The sequence below is a fragment of the Lysobacter sp. P5_B12 genome (genome assembly GCF_056400425.1).
This window is the reverse complement of the sequence record NZ_JBFULG010000008.1, coordinates 130189-150299: the sequence shown is the minus strand read 5'-3', so window position 1 is coordinate 150299 and position 20111 is coordinate 130189. Positions and strand designations below refer to the sequence as shown.

At 67.1% G+C, this 20111-nt stretch carries 23 protein-coding genes; 7 read left to right on the top strand and 16 right to left on the bottom strand.

Going from position 1 to position 20111, the window contains the following annotated elements:
- Positions 1–6: 6 nt before the first annotated feature.
- From AC1DOM_RS13520 to AC1DOM_RS13510, 3 genes are all read right to left on the bottom strand, one after another.
- On the bottom strand, positions 7–1464 hold the full coding sequence (locus AC1DOM_RS13520; protein ID WP_498964136.1) for an OprO/OprP family phosphate-selective porin: 1458 nt from the start codon (positions 1462–1464) through the stop codon (positions 7–9).
- Positions 1465–1530: 66 nt separating this feature from the next.
- The gene (locus tag AC1DOM_RS13515; protein WP_498964134.1) at positions 1531–1641 is read right to left on the bottom strand and encodes a DUF2292 domain-containing protein; all 111 of its coding nucleotides are present in this window, start codon (positions 1639–1641) and stop codon (positions 1531–1533) included.
- A 65-nt stretch (positions 1642–1706) separates the two neighbouring features.
- Positions 1707–2150, bottom strand: coding sequence for an RrF2 family transcriptional regulator (locus AC1DOM_RS13510; RefSeq protein WP_498964132.1), 444 nt, complete (start codon positions 2148–2150; stop codon positions 1707–1709).
- Between the two features lie 120 nt (positions 2151–2270).
- Between AC1DOM_RS13510 and AC1DOM_RS13505 the strand changes: the two genes are divergently transcribed.
- A complete protein-coding gene (locus AC1DOM_RS13505) occupies positions 2271–2612 on the top strand; it encodes a hypothetical protein (RefSeq protein ID WP_498964130.1) in 342 nt (113 codons plus the stop codon).
- A 7-nt stretch (positions 2613–2619) separates the two neighbouring features.
- Here the strand turns inward: AC1DOM_RS13505 and argH are convergent, their stop codons facing one another.
- The 7 genes from argH to AC1DOM_RS13470 are packed head-to-tail and all read right to left on the bottom strand — an operon-like array spanning position 2620 to position 10138.
- Complete coding sequence (gene argH / locus AC1DOM_RS13500) at positions 2620–3900, bottom strand: argininosuccinate lyase (RefSeq protein WP_498964128.1); 1281 nt, start codon at positions 3898–3900, stop codon at positions 2620–2622.
- Positions 3897–4868 (bottom strand): N-acetyl-gamma-glutamyl-phosphate reductase, encoded by a 972-nt coding sequence (gene argC / locus AC1DOM_RS13495; protein ID WP_498964126.1) that lies wholly within the window; start codon positions 4866–4868, stop codon positions 3897–3899. Before argC ends, argH begins: the two co-directional genes overlap by 4 nt.
- Positions 4865–5464, bottom strand: a complete 600-nt coding sequence (locus AC1DOM_RS13490; RefSeq protein WP_498964125.1) for a GNAT family N-acetyltransferase — start codon at positions 5462–5464, stop codon at positions 4865–4867. Before AC1DOM_RS13490 ends, argC begins: the two co-directional genes overlap by 4 nt.
- A complete protein-coding gene (locus AC1DOM_RS13485) occupies positions 5461–6795 on the bottom strand; it encodes an acetylglutamate kinase (RefSeq protein ID WP_498964123.1) in 1335 nt (444 codons plus the stop codon). Before AC1DOM_RS13485 ends, AC1DOM_RS13490 begins: the two co-directional genes overlap by 4 nt.
- Positions 6792–7886 (bottom strand): acetylornithine deacetylase, encoded by a 1095-nt coding sequence (locus tag AC1DOM_RS13480; protein WP_498964204.1) that lies wholly within the window; start codon positions 7884–7886, stop codon positions 6792–6794. Before AC1DOM_RS13480 ends, AC1DOM_RS13485 begins: the two co-directional genes overlap by 4 nt.
- Positions 7879–9081 carry an argininosuccinate synthase gene (locus AC1DOM_RS13475; RefSeq protein ID WP_498964121.1) on the bottom strand — a complete coding sequence of 401 codons (1203 nt, stop codon included), beginning with the start codon at positions 9079–9081 and terminating at the stop codon, positions 7879–7881. Before AC1DOM_RS13475 ends, AC1DOM_RS13480 begins: the two co-directional genes overlap by 8 nt.
- Before the next feature lie 28 nt (positions 9082–9109).
- Positions 9110–10138, bottom strand: coding sequence for an N-acetylornithine carbamoyltransferase (locus AC1DOM_RS13470; RefSeq protein WP_498964119.1), 1029 nt, complete (start codon positions 10136–10138; stop codon positions 9110–9112).
- A 33-nt stretch (positions 10139–10171) separates the two neighbouring features.
- On the opposite strand from AC1DOM_RS13470, the gene AC1DOM_RS13465 reads away from it, so the two are divergent.
- Positions 10172–10297 (top strand): hypothetical protein, encoded by a 126-nt coding sequence (locus AC1DOM_RS13465; protein WP_498964117.1) that lies wholly within the window; start codon positions 10172–10174, stop codon positions 10295–10297.
- 114 nt (positions 10298–10411) lie between these two features.
- Here AC1DOM_RS13465 and AC1DOM_RS13460 read toward each other — a convergent pair whose 3' ends face one another.
- Positions 10412–10870, bottom strand: coding sequence for a hypothetical protein (locus AC1DOM_RS13460; RefSeq protein ID WP_498964115.1), 459 nt, complete (start codon positions 10868–10870; stop codon positions 10412–10414).
- Positions 10871–10960: 90 nt separating this feature from the next.
- On the opposite strand from AC1DOM_RS13460, the gene cysS reads away from it, so the two are divergent.
- Genes cysS through AC1DOM_RS13445 form a run of 3 tightly spaced genes read left to right on the top strand, consistent with a single transcriptional unit; the run spans position 10961 to position 14012 of the window.
- Positions 10961–12337: a cysteine--tRNA ligase gene (gene cysS, locus AC1DOM_RS13455; RefSeq protein ID WP_498964113.1), complete on the top strand. Its 1377-nt coding sequence runs from the start codon at positions 10961–10963 to the stop codon at positions 12335–12337.
- Positions 12334–12783 carry a SufE family protein gene (locus AC1DOM_RS13450; RefSeq protein WP_498964111.1) on the top strand — a complete coding sequence of 150 codons (450 nt, stop codon included), beginning with the start codon at positions 12334–12336 and terminating at the stop codon, positions 12781–12783. The genes cysS and AC1DOM_RS13450 overlap by 4 nt, the downstream gene beginning before the upstream one ends.
- Positions 12780–14012 carry an MFS transporter gene (locus tag AC1DOM_RS13445; RefSeq protein WP_498964109.1) on the top strand — a complete coding sequence of 411 codons (1233 nt, stop codon included), beginning with the start codon at positions 12780–12782 and terminating at the stop codon, positions 14010–14012. The genes AC1DOM_RS13450 and AC1DOM_RS13445 overlap by 4 nt, the downstream gene beginning before the upstream one ends.
- A gap of 89 nt (positions 14013–14101) precedes the next feature.
- Here the strand turns inward: AC1DOM_RS13445 and dksA are convergent, their stop codons facing one another.
- Positions 14102–15163: an RNA polymerase-binding protein DksA gene (gene dksA, locus AC1DOM_RS13440; protein ID WP_498964107.1), complete on the bottom strand. Its 1062-nt coding sequence runs from the start codon at positions 15161–15163 to the stop codon at positions 14102–14104.
- A 109-nt stretch (positions 15164–15272) separates the two neighbouring features.
- Here dksA and yidD point away from each other — a divergent pair, with 109 nt between their 5' ends.
- Complete coding sequence (gene yidD, locus AC1DOM_RS13435; RefSeq protein WP_498964105.1) at positions 15273–15500, top strand: membrane protein insertion efficiency factor YidD; 228 nt, start codon at positions 15273–15275, stop codon at positions 15498–15500.
- Between the two features lie 64 nt (positions 15501–15564).
- Positions 15565–16926: a dihydroorotase gene (locus AC1DOM_RS13430; RefSeq protein ID WP_498964103.1), complete on the top strand. Its 1362-nt coding sequence runs from the start codon at positions 15565–15567 to the stop codon at positions 16924–16926.
- A 74-nt stretch (positions 16927–17000) separates the two neighbouring features.
- On the opposite strand, the gene folE2 is transcribed toward AC1DOM_RS13430, so the two are convergent.
- The 4 genes from folE2 to ubiG form a co-directional block, all read right to left on the bottom strand.
- Positions 17001–17924 carry a GTP cyclohydrolase FolE2 gene (folE2, locus tag AC1DOM_RS13425; RefSeq protein WP_498964101.1) on the bottom strand — a complete coding sequence of 308 codons (924 nt, stop codon included), beginning with the start codon at positions 17922–17924 and terminating at the stop codon, positions 17001–17003.
- 61 nt (positions 17925–17985) lie between these two features.
- The gene (locus AC1DOM_RS13420) at positions 17986–18723 is read right to left on the bottom strand and encodes a phytoene/squalene synthase family protein (RefSeq protein WP_498964099.1); all 738 of its coding nucleotides are present in this window, start codon (positions 18721–18723) and stop codon (positions 17986–17988) included.
- Entirely contained in the window at positions 18720–19388 is a 669-nt protein-coding gene (locus AC1DOM_RS13415; RefSeq protein ID WP_498964097.1) for a phosphoglycolate phosphatase, read from the bottom strand. Before AC1DOM_RS13415 ends, AC1DOM_RS13420 begins: the two co-directional genes overlap by 4 nt.
- A complete protein-coding gene (gene ubiG, locus AC1DOM_RS13410) occupies positions 19385–20104 on the bottom strand; it encodes a bifunctional 2-polyprenyl-6-hydroxyphenol methylase/3-demethylubiquinol 3-O-methyltransferase UbiG (RefSeq protein ID WP_498964095.1) in 720 nt (239 codons plus the stop codon). Before ubiG ends, AC1DOM_RS13415 begins: the two co-directional genes overlap by 4 nt.
- Positions 20105–20111: the final 7 nt, after the last annotated feature.

Here is a 20111-nt window from a genome sequence, read left to right as displayed (position 1 = left end):
GGGGCCTCAGAAGGAGAACTGCGCGCGGGTCAACAGGAGGTCTTCGGCATCGCGTTCGAAACCGCCGGGTGCGGCGTCGAAGGTCGTATGCAGGTAATCGGCGACGAGCTTGAAGTGCGTGTTGAAATACCAGTTGAAGCCGACGCCCCAACTGCGTGCGCCGGCCGCCGCGCTGACGGGATTGGCAAAGATCGGGAAGGCGCGATCGTCGATGTCCAATTCGCCATAGCGCGCGGTGAGTTCCAGTGCGCCCCACCCGCTTTCGCCGAGTGCGAAGGGATTTTCGGGTTTGACGATCCCTTGGTAACTGGCGGGTTCGCCGGTCACCGCGAAGCTCGTGCTGATTTGCCAGGCGCGGTTGTCGATGGTGTCGCTCGCGCCGTTGCGCGCCACGTCCTGTCGCGAGGCGATGTATTCGCCCAGCACGCCGAAGCGGCCGGCGTACCAATACAGTTGCGGCGACCAACGGTCCTGCGTGCCCGCGGCGGCGACGTCGTTGCGATAGCTGAAGAAGGTCAGCTGCCCCGGCGTGCGATAGCGCGGGAGGAAGTCGTTGCCGAATCCGTCTTTGTCGCCATGCGTGGCCGCCAGGCCGAAGCCCAGGCCCGACAACGTACCGGCCCCACCCTTCCACGGTTCGAAGAACACGCGCGCGGCGATTTCGAAATCGCCGTCGGGGTTGGTCGATGCGCCATCGCGCCCGTCGACCGTGCCGTTGTACACGCCCAGTGCGTACGACAATCCCGGGCCGTCGAACTTGCCCTGCAACTGCACCCCGATGTCGCGGCCGGGCGCGAGTTCGGACGGCAGGCCATTTTCGACCTGGCTGGTCGTCGCACTCGATTGCAAGCGTTCCAGGCCCAGCGGCACCTTGGTCTTGCCCACGCGCACCGTTGCACGCGGATCGAATCGCACGTCGACGTACGCATCGACGGTGCTCGCCGAATCGCCGGCGAATTGCCCCGTGAAGCGATACGCGAACAAGGGACCGAAGTTGCCTTCGATCGTCGGTTCCAGGCGGCGCAGGAGGAAGGTGTCGTCCTGCACGACGTTGTCATCGAACCAATGGCGGCCGTCGTACTGGAACAAGCCGCGCAGGCGCAGTTCGGATCCGCCGCCGACGGTGGATTTCCACGCGATGCCTTTCTCGTCGAAGGTGAAGGTCGGCGATTCCGCGGCCTTCGTCTCCTGCGTCGGCGGCGGCGCCGGCGCTATGGCAACGGGCGCAGGTTGCGCGGCGAGTTTCTGCTCCAGGACGCGCAGGCGTTTGTCGAGTGCGGCGAGGTCGGCCGGGGTTTGCGACGCCGGCGACGTTTCACCGAGCAAGGCTTCGAGGCGACGCACGCGCGCTTCGATGTCCTGCAGGGTTGGCGCGTCCTGCGGCGTCGGTGGATCGGCGGCGTGCGCCTGCGGCATCGCGAGGCAGGCGAGCGCGAGAGTCAGCGGAACGAAGGCTCGGACCATCGGGGGTTGCTCCCTTGTGGGTGGGATCGCCTCCGGTGGTCCGGTCGGCCGGTTGTGGGCAGCGCGTCAGCGCTGGTCGAATCGGGTCTTCTCGCTGCGGACGATCTGCACGATGCGCGAACCGTGCACGGTCACCTCGATGGTGCCGAACGCGGTGTCGCGGATGGCGCGCAGCACCTCCGCTTCCGGGTCGGGAAGGGTCGTTGGTGGAACATTCGCTGGGCGTGATGGCGCGACGGGGGTCATGCGACGGAGTCCACTGCGTGGAGGGGATGCGCGCGGTCGTGCAGCGCCTGCAGCGTGCACGTATCGAGCACCGAGGCGAGCGCTTCGCGTGCTTCACGCATCAGCCCGCGCACGGCGCAATGTTCGGGATCCTTGCAGTCGGCGCACGGCGCGTACGCGGTGACGCTGGCGCAGCGCACCGGCGCGAGCGGGCCGTCGATCGCACGGATGACGTCGCCGACGACGATGGACTCGGCCGGCCGCGCGAGCGCATGCCCACCGGCCTTGCCGCGCGCGCTGTTCACGAAACCGGCGCGGCGCAGGTCGACGAGGATGGCTTCCAGGAACTTCAGCGGAACATCGGCGCTGGCGGCGATGGCCTTGGCCTGCAGGGATTCGCCGCGCGCGCCCGCCAGCGCGCACATCGCCCGAATTCCGTACCTGGCCCGGTTGGTCAGCATTTCCTATTTACTTGATAGGAAAAGCAGGGAAGCGTCAAGCGCCTCTCGTCGGATCGTCCCTCTTGCATGCCCTGCCCCGGGCGGCGTATTGCTGACGGCCACGCAAGGGAGGGCCGGATCATGCGAGCTTGGCGATGGGTGGCAGTGCTGTTGGTGGCCGGTGTCGCCGCGTGTTCCGGCAACGGCTACATCACGGTGCGCGGTGCGCTGATCGTCCCGCCGCCCGAAGGCAGCCAATGTCGCCTGTCGTTGCCCCAGTTCAAGGGGACACCCGACGAAGGCGACTACACGCGCAGCCTGAAGGGCGCGCATTTCCAGGAATCCTTCCCCGTCGACAAGAAGGTGCGCGACTACGAGGTCGTGATCGCCTGCGCCGGGTATCAACCGATGACGCGGCAGGTGCACCTGGACAAGGGCACATTCGCGGTGGACCTCGGCAACGTGGTGCTCACGCGCGAGTAACGCCGCGTCAGCCCAGGCGCTTGCGCAATGCGTCGAGTTGCATCGCGCCTGCGCCGCCCGGCGAAACGCGCGCCGCCAGGCTCGCCGCCGGATCGCCTTCCGCCCACTTCGCCGGATCGGCGGCCTGTTTGTAGGCATCGCGGAACGGCATGCCCTCGCGCGCGAGATCGACGGCCAGGTCGGTGGCGTACATCGACGGTTCCAGTGCGTCGCGCATGCGCTCGACATTCCAGTCGAGGTTGCGCAACAGGTCCGGCAACAAGGCGAGCGCGGCCAGCCCCTTTCCGAAGCCATGGAACAGCGCGCCCTTGGTGATCTGCAGGTCGCGGTGATAACCGCCCGGCAGCGAAAGCAGGTGTTCGATTTCGCTGCGCGCGGCGGCCACGCTGGCGTAGGTGCCGCGCATCAATTCGACGACGTCGGGATTGCGCTTGTTCGGCATGATCGAACTGCCGGTCGTGTATTGCGCGGGCAGGCGCACGAAGCCGTATTCGGCCGTCGTGAACAGGCTCAGGTCCCAGGCCAGGCGACGCAGGTCGCCCATCGCGCTGCCCAAGGCTTCCAGTGCGGCCAGTTCGAACTTGCCGCGCGAGAGTTGCGCGTACAACGGCGAGACCTGCATGCGCGCGAAACCGAGCGCTTGCGTCGTATGCGCGCGATCCAGCGGCAGGTTCACGCCGTAACCGGCGGCGGTGCCCAGCGGATTCGCATCGACCCATGCACGCGTATCGGCTGCGCGCTGCGCGTTGTCGATGAACGCCTCGGCCCACCCGGCCCACCACAGACCCGCCGACGACACGACGGCGCGCTGCAGGTGCGTGTAGCCCGGCATCGGCATCGCGCTTTCCGCCTGCGCGCGGTCCAGCGCGATGCCCGCGACTTCGCGGCACAGCGCCTGCACGGTTGCGAGCTTTTCCTTGAGCCACAGGCGCGTGGCGACCAGCACTTGGTCGTTGCGGCTGCGCCCCGCATGGATGCGGCGGCCCGCATCGCCGAGGCGTTCGGTCAGGCGCGCTTCGATCGCCGAATGCCCGTCTTCGAAGCGCGCGTCCAGCACGAATGCGCCGCTCCGGAAGTCTTCGGCGAGCGCGCCTAGTTCGCGTTCCAGGCCCGCGAGCTCGTCCGCCGTCAGCATCCCGATGTTCGCCAATCCCTGCGCATGCGCGCGACTGGCGGCGATGTCGTGCAGGAAGAACTCGCGATCGAGCAACACGTCATCGCCCGCGAGGAAGGCCTGGATCTGCGCGTCCACCTGGACGCCCGGCTTCTGCCACAACAGGTCGCTCATGCGGCCTCCACGTGCGTGTCGAGGGGAATGCCGGCGTATTCGTCTAAACCGAAGGCCAGGTTGAGATTCTGCAAGGCCTGCGTCGCCGCGCCCTTCAGCAGGTTGTCTTCCGTGGCGACCACGACCAGGCGATGCCCGTCTTCCGAGAGCGTGAAGCCACCGAGTTCGACATGCTGCCGCCCTGCGATTCGGCTCACCCAGGGCGCGTCGGCTTGCACGCGCACGAGCGCTTCGTTCGCATACGCCTCGCGATAACGCGCCAGCACCGCTTCGCGATCGAAGGCCGTGCGCAGGTGCAGGTTCGCCGTGATCGTCAAACCGCGGAAATGGGGCGCGACATGCGGCATGAATTCGACCGGATGCCGCAACTGCGTGCTGACTTCGCGCTCGTGCACATGGCCGGTCAAGGCGTAAGGCATCAGGTTGTCGCGCAGCGCCTCCGGATCGTTCTTGTCCGACGGCGTCGTGCCAGCGCCCGAATAGCCCGAGACACCGAAGCATTGCACCGGACCGTCCAGGAATTCGCGCATCGGTGCGATCGCAAGCTGCATGGCGGTCGCGTAGCAGCCGGGATTGCTGATGCGGCGCTGGTCCGCATGCCACTGACGCGTGAGTTCGGGCAGGCCGTAATACCAGGCCGGATCGAAACGGAAGTCGGCCGACAGATCGACGATGACGGGATCGACGTTGGCGAAATCGAAGGCGGCCACGCACGCGGCCGCCTTGCCGTTCGGCAAGGCGAGCACGACGGCATCCGCGCCGAGCGTCGGAAGGTCTTCGGTCGCCGGCGCGCTGTAACGCAAGCCACCGCGATAGGCCGGTTCGAACTCGGATACGAGACGCCCTGCCCGCTCTCGCGAAGAGACATAGGCCAGATCGAACTTCGGATGTCCGCAGATCAGCTTGATCAGTTCCGTGCCGACGTGCCCGCGGGCGCCGACGATCCCGATGGTCGTCCTGCCGCTCATGCGTAACGCCCCAGGCGGCCGATCAGGTTCTGCTTCACTGCCGCCCACTCGGCATCGATGATCGAGAAGTTCACCGTGTCGCGCAGCGTGCCGTCGCGATGGCGGACGTGGTTGCGCGTGATGCCCTCCTCCTTCGCGCCCAGGCGCGCGATGGCGGTGCGCGAGGCGAGATTGAACCAACTGGTCTGCAAACCCACCGACGCGCAGCGCAGTGTCTCGAAGGCGTGGCCCAGCAACAGCAGCTTGGCTTCGGTATTCAGCCCCGTGCGCTGCACGCTCGATGCGTACCACGTGTAACCGATCTGAAGACGCGGCACTTCCGGCGCGAGTTCGTAATAACGCGTCGTGCCGACGATCCTGCCGGCGCCGTCGCGCACGATGAAGGCAAGCTGGTCGCCCTTCGCCTGCTTCGCCAGTGCGCCGTCGATGTAGGCATCGACGTCTTTCGCCTCGGGTACGTTCGTGTACCAGAGTTCGTACAGGCGCCCATCTTCCACCGCGGCGCGCAGGCCGTCGGCGTGCGCGGGCGTCATCGCTTCCAGCGACACATGGCGGCCGCGCAAGGTCGGCGGCGTCGTCCAGTCGGCAGTCGTCATGCGGCGTCCTCGAGGGTGGCGGGGCGTGCGGCGCAATGATCGATGCAGCGCGCGATGGCGTCGAGTGCATCGATCCCGTACCAATACACATCCCAACGCGCCTGCTTCACGCACCCGTCGCTTTCTGCGAAATAGAACGCGTTGACGGGGTTCCCGCGGCGCGAGCGCCAGAACAGGCGCGGATTTTCCTCCCGCATCACGTTCCAGACCGCGCGTCCGAGGCCCTCGCCCTGCGCTTCGTCGAGTACGGCGAACTTGTCGAGATACACGCCGGCGTCCTCTTGCGTAAGGATCACCGCGACGCGGTAATTCTCGCTCACGTACGCGCGATGCGGCGTGGTGCGTTCGAAGTAGTCGGGCAACAGCTTGCGGCCGAACGCCGATTCGATGAGCGGGCGCAGGCGCTCCAGGTCGAGTTCGTCCCAACGCGTCGCCGTGAGCACGCGCTCGCCGCGCCGCACCAGCGTGCCCGAACCGGTGTGCGTAAACAGCTCCTTCGCCAGCTCCGACGGCCGCGTGATCGAGATCGACGAGGACAACGGCAAGGTATCGAGCAAGGCCTTGATCTGCTCGATCTTCACCTTCATGCCGCCGTGGAGCCACGGTTGTGCGATGAGATGGTCGTATTCGGTCGACAGGTTGATCGAATCGATCACGTTGCCCGCATCGTCCAGCAAACCGCCCGTGCCGGTGAGGAATACGATCTTGTACGGCTGCAGCTTCTGCACGAGTTCGTTCGCGGCGAAGTCGGCGTTGATGTTGAGGATCTGCCCGCCCGCGGTTTCGCCCAGGCTTGCGATCACGGGGATCGAGCCGGCCTGCAGGCTCGCCTGGATCGGCGCGAGCTCCACGCGCTTCACTTCGCCGACCAGGCCGAGCGTGTCGCGATCCAGATAGTCGGCTTCGAACACGCCGCTGACGATCGACGTCGCGCGCGCATCCTGCGCCTGCAGCGCTTCGACGAGCTTGAGGTTCTGCGCATGGAACACGCGGCGCACGATGGCCAGGGCTTCGGGCGAAGTCACGCGCAATCCGTCGACCGTGCGCTTTTCGATGCCGGCGGCCGCGAGCTCTGCATCCAATTGCGGGCCGGCACCGTGCAACACGATGGGCGTGAGGCCCACGTCCTGCAGGAAGGCGAGCGAAGAGGTCAGCGCTTCGAGATCGTCGCGCAACACCGCGCCACCGACCTTGACGACGGCGAAGCGCGCCGCGTCCAGCTGCGAGAAGCGCTTGAGGTACTGCGAGATCTCCTTCGCACCGGCCATGCTCGAAAGCAGTCGGACGATGGTCTGGCGGGTCTGGGGGTCGTGGATGTGCATGATGTTCATGCCTGGAGGATGCGCACGATGGAGTCCGTGTAGCGTTGCAGTTGATCGAGGGCGACCCATTCGTCGACCGTGTGCGCCTGCGCGATGTCGCCGGGGCCGTAAACGAAGGCCGTCATGCCCGCGCGCGAGAAGAGCGAGGCTTCGGTCCAGAAGTCGACCGCGTTGCCGATGGGAAGGCCGAGTTCGTCGGCGAGGTCGCGCGCTTCGAGGCGGCGCGCCTCGGCCGCGGCGACGTCACCCGACGGCAAGGACGGACCACGGAAGGTTTCTTCGTATCGCGCGAGCGCGCCCGGCTCGGCGAGTTTGCCGAAGGCATCGTGCAACTGTTCGAACGCCATCGACGGCAACGGACGAAAGCCGAAGCGCACTTCGCCACTGGGCGCGATCACGTTCGCCTTGATGCCGCCTTCGACACGACCGACGTTGAAGCGCAAACCGGTCAGTCCGCCGAAGCGCTGGTGCGATTGCGATTCGACGAAGTCCAGCGCACGGCTGCCCCAGCGCATCGCGTGGTGCAACGCGCTGGAATGCAACGCGTCGGTGCCGGAGGCATGGCCCGCCTGGCCCTGGAAACGCAGCAGGACCGAACTGATGCCGCGATGGGCGAGCACCGCCTCGCATTGCGTCGGCTCGGCGATGATGGCTTCGGCGAACCCGTGGACGGTCCCGAGAAACGCCTCGATGCAGCGCGGGTCGTTCGCTTCTTCATCGCTGCTGAAGAGGAAGGCCGCGTCGCCTTTTGTTGCATTGGCCGCGGCGACCAAACCCGCCGCCGCGCCCTTGATGTCGCAGGCACCCAGCCCCGTCGCGCGGCCCTTGGCCACCCACAGCCGATGCGGCGGGCGCGTCCAGCCGGCCGCATTGGGCACGGTGTCCAGATGTACGTTGAACACACGCCGCGGCGTGCCGCGCACGGCGAGCAGCGACACCGCGCCTTCGCCGTGATCGGTCACCGTGCAGCGGAAATCCGGCAACTGCGCGCGCAGATAATCGAAGATGCCGCCGGTGGTGATCGCACGCGGCGGATTGCGCGTGTCGAAGGAGACGAGCGCTTCGAGATGGCGAAGGACGTGGTCGAGCACCTCAGCGATCCTTTTCGTTCACCTGGGCCCACAACGTGCTGCTCATGCCGAACAGGCGGATGAAGCCTTCGGCCTCCTCCACGCCCCAGTCGGCCGATTGCGCGTAGGTCGCGCCCTTCGCGTTGAGCAGGTGCGGCGAACGCACGGCCACCGCGTCGACGCGGCCGCCGCGGGTTTCGAGCACGACTTCGCCGTTGACCATGCGCTGGCTGGAGGCGAGGAAAGCTTCGAGGTCGGTCTTCAGGGGATCGTGGTAGAAGCCTTCGTACACCAGTTCCACCCACTTGCGCGCGACGTCGGGCTTGAAGCGGTTCTGTTGCTTGGTGAGCACCGCTTCTTCCAGCGCGCGATGCGCGGCGAGCAATGCGGCCAGGCCGGGTGCTTCATACACGATCCTGCCCTTCAAACCGATGGTCGTATCGCCCGTGTACATGCCGCGGCCCACGCCGTAAGGCGCAAACAGCGCGTTGAGCTTGGCGAGCAATTGCGCGCCCGGCATCGGCTTGCCGTCCAGGGAGATCGCTTCGCCCTTCGCGAACGCGACCGTGACCTGCATGGCCTCGTTCGGCCATTGATCGCGCGGCGCGCACCAACCGCGCGCGCCTTCGCCCGGTGCTTCCCACTTGTCGATCTCGCCGCCCGACATCGTCAGGCCGAGCAGGTTTTCGTTGATCGTGTAGGCCTTCTGCTTGGCGCGCACGGCGAAGCCGCGTTCTTCGAGATAAGCCTGCTCGTAGGCGCGCGTCTGCGTGTGTTGTTTCTGGATTTCGCGGATCGGCGCGACGATCGTGTAGTCGCCACTCGCCTTCACCGCGAGGTCGAAACGCACCTGGTCGTTGCCCATGCCGGTGCAACCGTGCGCGATCGCGCGCGTGCCGAGCGCATGCGCGCGTGCGAGCGTCGCGTCGACGATCAGGTAACGGTCGGAAACCAGCAGCGGATATTGGCCCTGGTAGCCCTCGCCGGCCATGACGAAAGGTTTGACGAAGCCGTCCCAGATCGCGGGGCCGCCGTCGATGGTGACGTGCGAAGCAACGCCGAGCTCGGCGGCGCGCGCTTCGATCGTCGCGCGTTCTTCCGCGTCGACGCCGCCGGTGTCGGCGAACACGGTGTGGACGTTCCAGCCTTGTTCCTGCAGGTAGGGAACGCAGAAGGAAGTGTCGAGGCCGCCGGAGAAGGCGAGGACGATGTCTTTGTTTGCCATGGGGGATCGTTCCGGATCGAAAAGAGGATCAGCGACGCTGGCCGATGAGCGATGCCATGACGGCCTTCTGCACGTGCAGGCGGTTTTCGGCTTCGTCGATCGCGACGCAACGCGGGGAATCCATCACCGCGTCGGTGGCCTTGACGTTGCGGCGCAGCGGCAGGCAGTGCGAGAACACGCCGTCGTTGGTCAGCGCCATCTTGGCTTCGTCGACGATGAAGTGTTTGTGCGCATCGCGAATCGGTTTCTCCGGCGCCCAGTTGCCGAAGTACGGCAGCGCGCCCCAGCTCTTCGCGTACACGACGTCGGCGCCGCGATACGCGCTTTCGATGTCATGGCTGACCTGCAGCGAGCCGCCGCTTTCGGCGACGTTCTGCTCGGCCCAGCCCATGTAGCGTTCGTCGAGGATGTACTCGGGCGTCGGGCACAGCAGCGTCACGTCCATGCCCATGCGCGTGGCGATGGTGAGCGCCGAATTCGCCACGGCCGTGTTGAGCGGCTTGGGATGGTAGGTCCAGGTGAGGACGTACTTCTTGCCGCGCAGATCGCTCGTGCCGAAGTGTTCCTGCAGCGCGAGGATATGCGCGAGTTCCTGGCACGGATGGGTGATGGTTTCCATGTTGATCACCGGCACCGACGAATATTTCGCGAAGCCCTTCAGCACGCGGTCTTCGCGGTCGGTCGACCAGTCGACGAACTTCGGGAACGCGCGCACGCCGATGAGGTCGACGTAACGCGACAGCACGCGCGCCACTTCGGCGATGTGCTCTTCGGCTTCGCCATCCATCACGGTGCCCAGGTCGAATTCGATCGGCCAGGCGTCCTTCCCCGGCTGCAGCACCACCGCATGCCCGCCGAGCTGGAAGGCGCCGATCTCGAAGCTCGTGCGCGTGCGCAGCGACGAATTGAAGAAGACCAGCGCGATCGACTTGCCTTCCATCGAACGCAGGCCCAGCGGCCGCTGCTTGTACGCCGCGGACAGCGCGAGCACGGCGTCGAGCTCGTCGCGCTTCCAATCCTGGGTGTTGAGGAAATGCCGGAGCGGAACCTGTTTCATGGAGCGTCCTGTGGGGAAGGAAATCGCCGGGCCATGAACGAAGAAACCCAGCGCGAAGGGCTGGGTTTCTGGCGGATCCGATACGACGCGGCGCGCTACCCAGCGAAAATGTGGGGGAGCGGTCGGCGCGCGCGCGAGGTCATGCCCGCCGCCATGTAGGCGGAGGTGAGGACGTCGGCGTCGGCGCGGAGGGTCTGCATCGGGCGCGCATGGTCGCATCGACAGGCGGCCGATGCAACGCTGCCGCGCTGATGACGCCGCGGCAAGCCGCGGCTAAGGCTTCCGCGGCGGGATATAGGGGACGACGCTCACGCGCACGCGCAGGCGGTTGCCCGGGTCGTAGGGCAGGCGCGAGCGGTACTTGGTGCCGCGATAGACGTAGTCGACGTCGTAGGCGATCGGGCGGCGGAACTCGCGCTGCACCGGGATCATTTCGCAATTGGCCGTCTGTTCGGGCGGATCGGGCTTGCGCGAGACCGCGCCCTTCACCGCACCCACGATCTTCGCCAGGCCCTTGTCCTGCTCCCCGTCGCCGTCGGCGGGGCAACGCGGCTCCATGCGCGTGGCGCGCAGTACCTGGTAGATCGGCTGCACGCGCATCACCTGGGCGAAGTCCATCCGCACGTTTTCGTTCTGCAAAACGGTGGTCCCCGCATCCTGCGCAAGCACGGGCATGCCGGCCATGGCGATGGTCAGGGAGGCGATGCTCAGGAGGGAGACAAGGAGGCGCACGCATTCAGTGTAAAGGCCGGACGCGGGCTCGGGCCTGAATCGAGGCTTTCCCGACGGCTAGAATGGCGCGATTCCCCCATTTGCCGACCCATGGCCCTTCGCCTCCACAACACCCTGACGCGCCGGGTCGAGCCCTTCGCGCCGCTGGACCCCGTCGCCGGCCCCACGATGTATCTGTGCGGACCGACGGTCTACAACTACGTCCACATCGGCAACGCACGCGGCCCGGTGGTCTTCGATGTGCTGGCCGCCCTGCTCCGCCGCCGCTACGGCGCGCTGCGTTACGCACGCAACATCACCGACGTGGACGACAAGATCAACGCGGCCGCGCGCGAGGCCGGCGTGCCGATCTCCACGATCACGCAGCGCTACACCGCGGTGTACCTGGACGAGATGGCGGCCCTGGGCGTGCAGCCACAGTCGCTGCAGCCCAAGGCGACCGAACACATCCCGCAGATCATCGCGATGATCCAGCGCCTGATCGAAAGCGGCCATGCCTACGCCGCCGAAGGCCACGTGCTGTTTTCCGTCGGCAGCTATCCCGATTACGGCAAGCTCTCGCGGCAATCGCCCGAAGACATGCTGGCCGGCGCGCGCGTCGACGTGGCGCCCTACAAGCAGGACGCCGGCGACTTCGTGCTGTGGAAGCCCTCGACCGACGACCTGCCCGGCTGGGACTCGCCCTGGGGCCGCGGTCGCCCGGGTTGGCACATCGAATGCTCGGCGATGGCCGAAGCGCACCTGGGTCAGACCATCGACATCCACGCCGGCGGCATCGACCTCCAGTTCCCGCACCACGAGAACGAAGTGGCGCAGAGCGAATGCGCGCACGGCGGCAAACCCTTCGCGCGCTTCTGGCTGCACAACGGCATGCTGGTGTTCGGCGGCTCGAAGATGTCCAAGTCGCTCGGCAACGTCGAGCGCATCCACACCCTGCTCGAACGTTACCCCGGTCGCTCCGAGGCGCTGCGTTATGCGTTGCTGTCCGCGCATTACCGCCAGCCGCTGGATTGGACGCCGGCGCTGGTCGATCAATCGATCCGCACGCTCGACCGCTTGTACGGCACCTTGCGCGACCTGGCCGACGTCGAGGCCACCCCGGTCATTCCGCAGTCGATCGAGGAGATGCTCGACGACGACCTCAACACGCCACAGGCGCTGGCCGAAATCGCACGCCTCGCCGGTGAAGCCCGCAAGGCCGAAGGTGCGGACGCGCGACGCGAGGCCAAATCCGCGCTGCTGGGCGCGGGATTGGCGCTTGGCCTGTTGCAACGCGCGCCCGCCGAATGGATCGCGGGGGATACCTCCAACGACGACGATGCGCGCATCCAGGGCCTGATCGACGAACGCATCGCGGCGAAAGCCTCGAAGGATTTCGCCCGCGCCGACGCCATCCGCAAGCAACTGGCCGACGACGGCATTCTCCTGGAAGACACGCCCCAGGGCGTACGTTGGAAACGCGCATGAACACCGTCGCCGAACACCGCGTGTTTCCGCTGGAGCCCACCGCCGCCGATGCACAGGCGGCGATCGCGGAGGAATTCGCCTTCTTCGGCGATTGGTCCGAGCGCTACCAGTACCTGATTGACCTGGGCCGCAAACTGCCGCCGTTCCCCGATGCGCTCAGGAACGAAGACCATCGCCTGCTCGGGTGCCAGTCGATGGTGTGGATCGTCGGCGAAGGCGATGCGCAACGGCTCGACTTCCTGGCCACCAGCGATTCGGCGATCGTCGCGGGGCTGTGCTTCCTCGCGTTGCGCGTCTATTCGGGCCGCCCGGCACGGGAAATCCTGGCCACGCAACCCGACTACATCGATACGGTCGGCCTGGCCAAGCATCTCTCGCCGACCCGCAACAACGGCCACGCCGCCCTGCTCGCCTTCATTCGCGAGCGCGCGCAGGCCGCCGCGTGAGTGCGCTGACGGCAGCGGACTCACCGCTGCGCAACCGCGCGTTCCTGGGCCTGCTCAGTTATCGCATCCTCACGATGTTGTCCTACCAGATGGTCGCGGTGACCGTCGGTTGGCACATCTACGAAATCACGCACGACCCGCTGGCGCTGGGCCTGGTCGGCCTGGCCGAGGTGATTCCGTACTTCTGCGTCGCGCCGTTCGCCGGCTATCTGGTCGATCACCTGAAGCGGCGTCGCCTGGGCGCGTTCGCGTGCGCGGGCTTGGCGATGACCGGCGTGATTCTCGTCGCGATCGCCTCGGGTTGGACGACGGCCGGCACGTGGCTGATCTACGCGGCCATCGCGCTCACCGGCAGCGTGCGCTCGTTCCTGACGCCGATCTACAACACGCTGTTCGCACGCGTGTTGCCGCGCGAGCAGTACGCGCGCGGCGCGGGGCTCGGGAGCGTGGTGTTCCAGCTCGGGCTCGTGCTCGGTCCCGCGTTCGGTGGCGTGATGGTGGCCTGGGCGGGGAAGACCTCGGCTTACGGGATCGCGGTGGTGTTCGCGATTTCGGCCGCCGTGTTGTTGACGACGCTCCGCATCGAGGAGCCGCACATCCCGACCGAACGCGCGCCGATCTTCGCCAGCATCGGCGAAGGACTGCGCTTCGTGTTCGGCCACCAGATCCTGCTCGGCGCGCTCGCGCTGGACATGTTCGCGGTGCTGTTCGGCGGTGCGGTCGCCTTGCTGCCTGCCTTCATCAAGGACGTGCTGCACGCCGGGCCCGAAGCGCTCGGCGTCCTGCGTGGTGCACCCGCGGCCGGTGCAGTGCTGGTCGGGTTGTGGATGGCGCGCAAGCCGCTGGAGAAGAATGCGGGACGCATCCTGTTGCTCGCCGTCGCCGGGTTCGGGTTGTGCATCATCGGCTTCGCGTTGTCGAAGCATCTGTGGCTTTCGGTGGTGATGCTGTTCGCCTCGGGCCTGTGCGATGGCGTGTCGGTCGTGCTGCGCTCGACCATCCTGCAGCTCGCCACGCCCGACGCCATGCGTGGGCGTGTTTCGGCGATCAACGGGATCTTCATCGGCTCGTCGAACGAGCTCGGCGCATTCGAATCGGGGCTCGCGGCGAAGTTCCTCGGCCTGGTGCCGAGCGTGATCTTCGGGGGATGCATGACGATTTCGATCGTCGCGGTGACGGCGAAGCTGGCGCCGAAGCTGCGGCGGTTGAATTTGAAGGATCTGCATTAGGTTTAGGGGGCGTCGTTGGTTTACCCCACCCAAAAAGAAACCCGCCGAATGGCGGGTTTCTTTTTGACCTCCCCTGGAGGGGAGGTGGATCAATCGCCCATCTGCTTCTGCAGATGTTCCCAGCGCTCTTGCTCGTCGATCGTGCGTTCGGCGGTCAGGCGCGCCTCGAGGCGGTCCAGGCCGATTTCTTCGCCCGAATCCACGCTGTAGCCGTATTCGCCGGCATCCAGGCGCTTGAGCGTGCTGTCGATCTTGCCGATCAGTTTGCGGTAGCGGTCGCGCGTGCGCAGTTCCAGCGAGTTCTCGGTCTCGCGCGTCGCACGTTCGGCTTCGTCGCCGACGTCGCGCACTTCGTCCTTGAGGTTCTCGATGGTCTGCTTGGACTCTTCGACCAGGTCGGCGCGCCAGCTGAGCAGGCGCTGGCGGAAATATTCCACCTGCAACGTGCTCATGTACTCCTCGTCCTGCGAAGGCTTGTAGCCCTGCGGGATGATCGGGCGACCCGTGCCCTCATCGGTCTTGTATTCGACGACTTTCACTTTGCCCCGTGGTGCTGGTGCGGCCGGCTTCGCGGCTACGGCAACAGCAACTTTGCCCTCCGGACGTGGGCGCGACGTGACGGCGGGTGCCGCCGAGGATGCGGGCTTCGGCGAAGTGGCGAGCGCAGGCTTCGCAGTCTTCGTCGTCGCCTGCGGTGCGGGCGACTTGGTTTCGGGCTTCGCCGCGGGTGCGACCGGCGCGCTCTTGGTCGCAGGCTTCGCAGCCGGCTTCTTGACCGCGGCGACGCGCACTTCGGGCTGTTTGGCGACGGGCTGCCTGACCGCTGGCTGCTTCGCAACCGGCGCGGCCTTGGCGGGCGCGGCCTTCGCGACGGGCTTGGCGGGCGCGGCCTTCTTCGCGACTGCAGGCTTCGCGACAGGCTTGGCCACGGGCTTGACGGCCTTGGCCGGCGCCTTCTTCGCCGGAGCGGCCTTCTTCGCAACAGGCTTCTTGGCAGGCGCAGCCTTCTTCGCGACCGGTTTCTTGGCCGGCGCGGGCTTCTTGGCTGCGGACTTGGCGACGGGCTTCTTCGCCACAATCTTCTTCGCCGCCGGCTTGGCGGCCTTCTTCGCGGCCTTGGCGGCCTTCTTCGCTGGTTTCTTCGCTGCCACGAGCGGTACGTCCCTCGTTCCCTTGAGGCGGGAAAGCGCGCTGTTATACCCTGCCCCGACAAGGGCGGCAACCCGCGAAACCCTTCGTGCGAGGCCGCATTTCACTATCGTGATCGATCGACTGCTCATCGGGGCCCTGCGCCTGTACAAGCGCTGGATCAGTCCATTGCTGGGTCCGCGTTGCCGTTTTGCGCCCACCTGCTCGGAGTACGCGATGCAGGCCATCGCGCGTTTCGGCGCCGTGCGCGGCACCTGGCTCGCCGCGCGGCGCGTCGCGCGCTGCCATCCCTTCCACCCGGGCGGACACGACCCCGTGCCCCCCGCTTCGTCAAAATGAACGCCAACCTGCGCACGCATGTGAATGCGTCGCTCCGCCAAGATCGCATCGCCAAGGAACGCCCATGCCCGCGACATCGAAGCCCACGCTGATCGTCAATGCCCGCCTGGTGAACGAAGGCCGCGAGGTCGAAGGCGACCTGCGCATCGAAAACGGCCGCATCGCGCAGATCGGCACGGGCCTGTCCGCGCGCGAGGGCGAGCACGTCGTCGACGCCGCCGGCCGCCGCCTGTTGCCGGGCATGATCGACGACCAGGTCCACTTCCGCGAACCGGGGATGGAATACAAGGCCGACATCGCGACCGAATCGGCCGCGGCCGTCGCCGGCGGGCTGACCAGCTTCATGGACATGCCCAACACCAACCCGCCCACGCTCGACAACGCGGCGCTGGAAGACAAGTACCGGCGCGCCACCGGCCGCGCACGCGCCAACTTCGGCTTCTACATGGGGGCGAGCAACGACAACATCGAAGCGATCCGCGCGCTCGACCCGCTGCGCGCCCCCGGCATCAAGGTGTTCATGGGCGCCTCCACCGGCAACATGCTGGTCGACAACCCCGAAACGCTGGACGCGATCTTCCGCGACGCGCCCACGCCGATCATCACGCATTGCGAAGACACGCCGATGATCGACGCCGAACTCGCCCGATACAAGGCGAAGTACGGCGACGACATCCCGCCCGAATTCCACGCCGACATCCGCTCGCGGCAGGCGTGCATGAAGTCCACGCTGCTTGCGCAGGAACTGGCGCGCCGCAACGGCACGCGCCTGCACGTGCTGCACATCTCCACGGCCGACGAGCTCGCGTTGTTCGAACGCGGCCCGCTGATCCGCGCCGATGGCACGCGCAAGAAGATCACCGCCGAAACCTGCATCCATTTCCTGCGCTTCGATCGCGCCGATTACGCGACGCTCGGGAATCTCATCAAGTGCAATCCATCGATCAAGGAAGCGAGCGATCGCGAAGCCCTGATCGCCGCGCTGGCCGACGATGTGATCGACGTGCTCGCCACCGACCACGCACCGCACACGCTGGAAGAGAAGGCGCGCCCCTACACCGGCGCGCCGAGCGGCCTGCCGCTGGTGCAGTACGCGCTGGTCGCCGCGCTGGAGTTGGTGCACGAAGGCCGGCTGACGAATGCGCAGGTCGTGCAGAAGGTTTGCCATGCGCCGGCGCAGTTGTTCGATGTGTCGCAGCGCGGGTTCCTGCGCGAAGGCTACATGGCCGACCTGGTGCTGATCGACGATGGGCCCTTCACGGTGCGCCGCGAGGACGTGTTGTCGAAGTGCGGGTGGTCGCCGTTCGAAGGCCGCACCTTCCATTCGCGCATCGGCGCGACGTGGGTCAACGGCGTGCTCGCCTGGGATGGCAGCCAGTTGGTGGATGCGCCGAATGGGCAGCGGTTGGAGTTTGCTCGGGAGTAAGGCTGCGTCGTTGTTATCCCCCTCAATCGCGCTTTGCGCGATTGATCCCCCTTGGAAGGGGGATGAAAGCTGGATCAGGGGTTGGTGCCGCTGACCCGCGCTACTGCGTCGTGCGGATGCAGGCTTTCGAAGTGCGCGACGCGCACTTCGTATCGGTCGATGCGCTGGTCTTGCGACAACGCACCGGCGACGCGGCGCGCGGCGTCTTCGCAGAACATCAGGTTGGCGGCGTTGAGTTCGGCGAAGGCCTGTTCGTCTTCGCGCTTCACCGCCGTCTGCACGGGCGTGCCGAGCGAGGCTTCGACCGCATCGACCAGGTCCAGCAAGGGCAGTTCATCGAACGCGGGGCGCAACACCACGCGGATGTCGGCGCGGCTGCGCTGCGCGTGCGGCGTGGCGGCCAGGCCGCGTTCGGAGGCGAGCCAATCGCTCACGACCTGCGCGGAGATCGGGCGCGCCGCGGCGAAATCGCTGGCGAACCGTTCGGCGTTGACCCGGCGCGAGAGCGCCGCCGACGCAGGACACGTACTGGAGTATTCGACCGCGAACCCGAGCGCGAGATGGAGATGCCCGTCGGCGAGTTCGGCTTCGATCGCCACCGGGTAGCGCTTCCAGCCGACGTTGTCGCTTGCCAGCGCGCGGCGCTGCAGCAGGTGTTCGTAACGGATGTGCAGGCGCGCACGCGTGGAGGCGCCCTTCTGCGATTCGATGAAGCCCTGCAACACGCGGCGCAAGCCGCCGGGCGTGATCGCTTCGCTCGCGAAGGCCTGCTGCAGTTGCAGGTAAAGGCGCGACATGTGGATGCCGCGCGCCTGTCCGTCGCGCAGGTCGACGGCCACGTCGACGTCGGCGGCCACCTGCACCGCTTGTCCGTCGGCGTCGTGGATGCGCACCGGGATCGCGATGCGGTCCATCCCCACCCAATCCAGCGGGCGCGCCAGCGCCGCCGCTTCGAACGCGACGTCGGGGAGCTGCGCAGGGGGGCGGGAGGCGGTCATGAGGGGCGCATTGTAGCCAGCGCGGGGCGGGGCTCGTGACGAAATCGATGCAACGGTGCGTTCAGCGCCGGGCCGCTTGCCATGCCGTGAACAGCGCGCGCCAGGCGGGCAAGGGGCGATCGGGCGCGCCGCCGTCGGCATAGCGGCGCAGGCGTTCGCGCACCAGCGCGGCATGCAGGCGCCCGGGCACCGTGCCGCCATGCGGCAAGGGCCATTGGTCGAGCAAAGTGCGGGCCCAGAGTCGCGAGGCAACGCCCGGTTGCGCGCCCTGCCCGGCCTTGGCGAGCGATTGCAGCGGCGCGGCCGCATCGCCGCCGGCGAGTGCGTGTTCGCCGAGCAGGCCCGCGACGACGCTGCGCTCGGGCGCGGGATCGCCAGTGCCACTGCCGAACAAGGTCGAGGCGATCGTCGACACGCCTTGCGCGAAGGGTTCGAGTGCGCCGAAGGCATCGTCGATGTTCGCCGCCCGTTCGCGGGTCGCGCGCAACGACGGCAATGCAGCCGCCAGCACCGGCCACGCGGCGGGTTCGCGTTGCAGCACGATGCCGAGCGGATGGCGACGCACGCCCTTGGCCCAACCGTGCAGTTCTTCGGCCCACCACGCGAGCTTCGCATCGCCCGGCCGCGGGTCGCTGCCCAGCCAGGCCGCATGCGTCAATTCGTCGCGCAGCGCGAACCAGGCGATCGCGCGCTCGCGATGCAGCGGCGCCACGAAGGGTTCGGCGAACGGCCACTCGGGCCAGCGTTCGCGCCACTTCGCCAGCGTGGTGTCGACCGCCGGGTCGCGCACCGCGTTCATGGCCAGCGTTCCGGCGCGCACAGTTCGGACGGCAGGTCGACCATCGTGTCGCCTTGCCAAGCCATCGGATCGTCTTCGTCGAGGCGATAGCCCCACAGGGCGACGACCGATTTCATGCCGGCCGCACGCGCGGCCTGGATGTCGCGTTCGTCGTCGCCGACGTAGACGACGTCGGTCGCGTCACAGCCCATCACCTGCGCCGCATGCAACAAGGGCAGCGGATGCGGCTTGCGCTCGGGCAGCGTGTCGCCACCGACCAGCACGGCGCAGCGCGTTTCCCAGCCGAGCATCGGCATCAGGGCGCGCGCGAGATATTCGGGTTTGTTGGTGACGATGCCCCAGCGGCAACCGGCGTCTTCCAGCGCGCGCAGCATCGCGTCGATGCCTTCGAACAATGCGCCGTGGCGGCCGAGTTCGCGCTCGTAAGTCGCAAGGAATTCCGGGATCCACGCGTTGCGCTCGTCGGCCGGGATGTCCGGGAACGCGGCGGCGGTCATCGCGCGCGCGCCTTTCGAAACCACGGGGCGCAACTTCGTCATTTCCATCGGGCCGCGACCGCGCGCGGCGCGCATCGCGTCCACCGTGGCCAGCATGTCGGGTGCGCTGTCGAGCAAGGTGCCGTCCAGGTCGAACAGCACCGCTTTGGGAAACGACATTGCGATCATCCGGGCTTGCGCGCGCAGGCGAGGTAGTTCACGTCGGTGCGGCGCCCCACGCGTGCGGCGTTGCGCCAGGGTTCGTAGACCAAACCGCTGACATCTTCGAGTTCGAGCCCCGCTTCGCGCAGCCACGCGCCGAGCTCCGAGGGCTTGATGAAGTCGCGGTACTGGTGCGTGCCCTTGGGCAGGATGCGTGCGATGTATTCGGCACCCAGGATCGCCAGCGCGAACGCGGCCGGCGTGCGGTTGAGCGTGGAGAGGAACAAGCGACCGCCGGGCTTGAGCATCGTCGCGCACGCGGCGAGCACCGACGGCGGCGACGGCACGTGTTCGAGCATTTCCATGCAGGCGATCGCGTCGAACGTGCCGGGCATGTCTTCGGCGAGCGCTTCGGCGGGCACCTGGCGATAGTCGACTTTCACGCCCGATTCCAGGCCATGCAGGCGCGCGATCTTCAGCAGGTCGGGCGCAAGATCGATCGCGGTGACATCGGCGCCGGCGGCGGCCATCGACTCGCTGAGCAATCCGCCGCCGCAACCGACGTCGAGCACGCGCGCACCTTGCAGCGACACGCGATCGGCGATGTAGCCCAGGCGCGCGGGGTTGAGCGCATGCAGCGCCTTCTGCGGGCCGTTGGCATCCCACCAGCGATGGGCGAGCTCGTTGAAGCGGTCGAGTTCGGCCTGGCGGAAGTTGTCTTCGTTGGGTTGCGCTTGCGTCATCAGGGCC

Bases quoted from the DNA above. Each gene is read 5' to 3' on its own strand.
- AC1DOM_RS13520 (WP_498964136.1), bottom strand. From the start codon at position 1,464: ATGGTCCGAGCCTTCGTTCCGCTGACTCTCGCGCTCGCCTGCCTCGCG.
- AC1DOM_RS13430 (WP_498964103.1), top strand. From the start codon at position 15,565: ATGCCCGCGACATCGAAGCCCACGCTGATCGTCAATGCCCGCCTGGTG.
- AC1DOM_RS13415 (WP_498964097.1), bottom strand. From the start codon at position 19,388: ATGATCGCAATGTCGTTTCCCAAAGCGGTGCTGTTCGACCTGGACGGC.
- AC1DOM_RS13470 (WP_498964119.1), bottom strand. From the start codon at position 10,138: ATGAAACAGGTTCCGCTCCGGCATTTCCTCAACACCCAGGATTGGAAG.
- folE2 (WP_498964101.1), bottom strand. From the start codon at position 17,924: ATGACCGCCTCCCGCCCCCCTGCGCAGCTCCCCGACGTCGCGTTCGAA.
- AC1DOM_RS13475 (WP_498964121.1), bottom strand. From the start codon at position 9,081: ATGGCAAACAAAGACATCGTCCTCGCCTTCTCCGGCGGCCTCGACACT.
- AC1DOM_RS13505 (WP_498964130.1), top strand. From the start codon at position 2,271: ATGCGAGCTTGGCGATGGGTGGCAGTGCTGTTGGTGGCCGGTGTCGCC.
- ubiG (WP_498964095.1), bottom strand. From the start codon at position 20,104: ATGACGCAAGCGCAACCCAACGAAGACAACTTCCGCCAGGCCGAACTC.
- AC1DOM_RS13485 (WP_498964123.1), bottom strand. From the start codon at position 6,795: ATGAACATCATGCACATCCACGACCCCCAGACCCGCCAGACCATCGTC.
- AC1DOM_RS13420 (WP_498964099.1), bottom strand. From the start codon at position 18,723: ATGAACGCGGTGCGCGACCCGGCGGTCGACACCACGCTGGCGAAGTGG.
- AC1DOM_RS13510 (WP_498964132.1), bottom strand. From the start codon at position 2,150: ATGCTGACCAACCGGGCCAGGTACGGAATTCGGGCGATGTGCGCGCTG.
- argH (WP_498964128.1), bottom strand. From the start codon at position 3,900: ATGAGCGACCTGTTGTGGCAGAAGCCGGGCGTCCAGGTGGACGCGCAG.
- AC1DOM_RS13490 (WP_498964125.1), bottom strand. From the start codon at position 5,464: ATGACGACTGCCGACTGGACGACGCCGCCGACCTTGCGCGGCCGCCAT.
- cysS (WP_498964113.1), top strand. From the start codon at position 10,961: ATGGCCCTTCGCCTCCACAACACCCTGACGCGCCGGGTCGAGCCCTTC.
- AC1DOM_RS13465 (WP_498964117.1), top strand. From the start codon at position 10,172: ATGAACGAAGAAACCCAGCGCGAAGGGCTGGGTTTCTGGCGGATCCGA.
- AC1DOM_RS13450 (WP_498964111.1), top strand. From the start codon at position 12,334: ATGAACACCGTCGCCGAACACCGCGTGTTTCCGCTGGAGCCCACCGCC.
- argC (WP_498964126.1), bottom strand. From the start codon at position 4,868: ATGAGCGGCAGGACGACCATCGGGATCGTCGGCGCCCGCGGGCACGTC.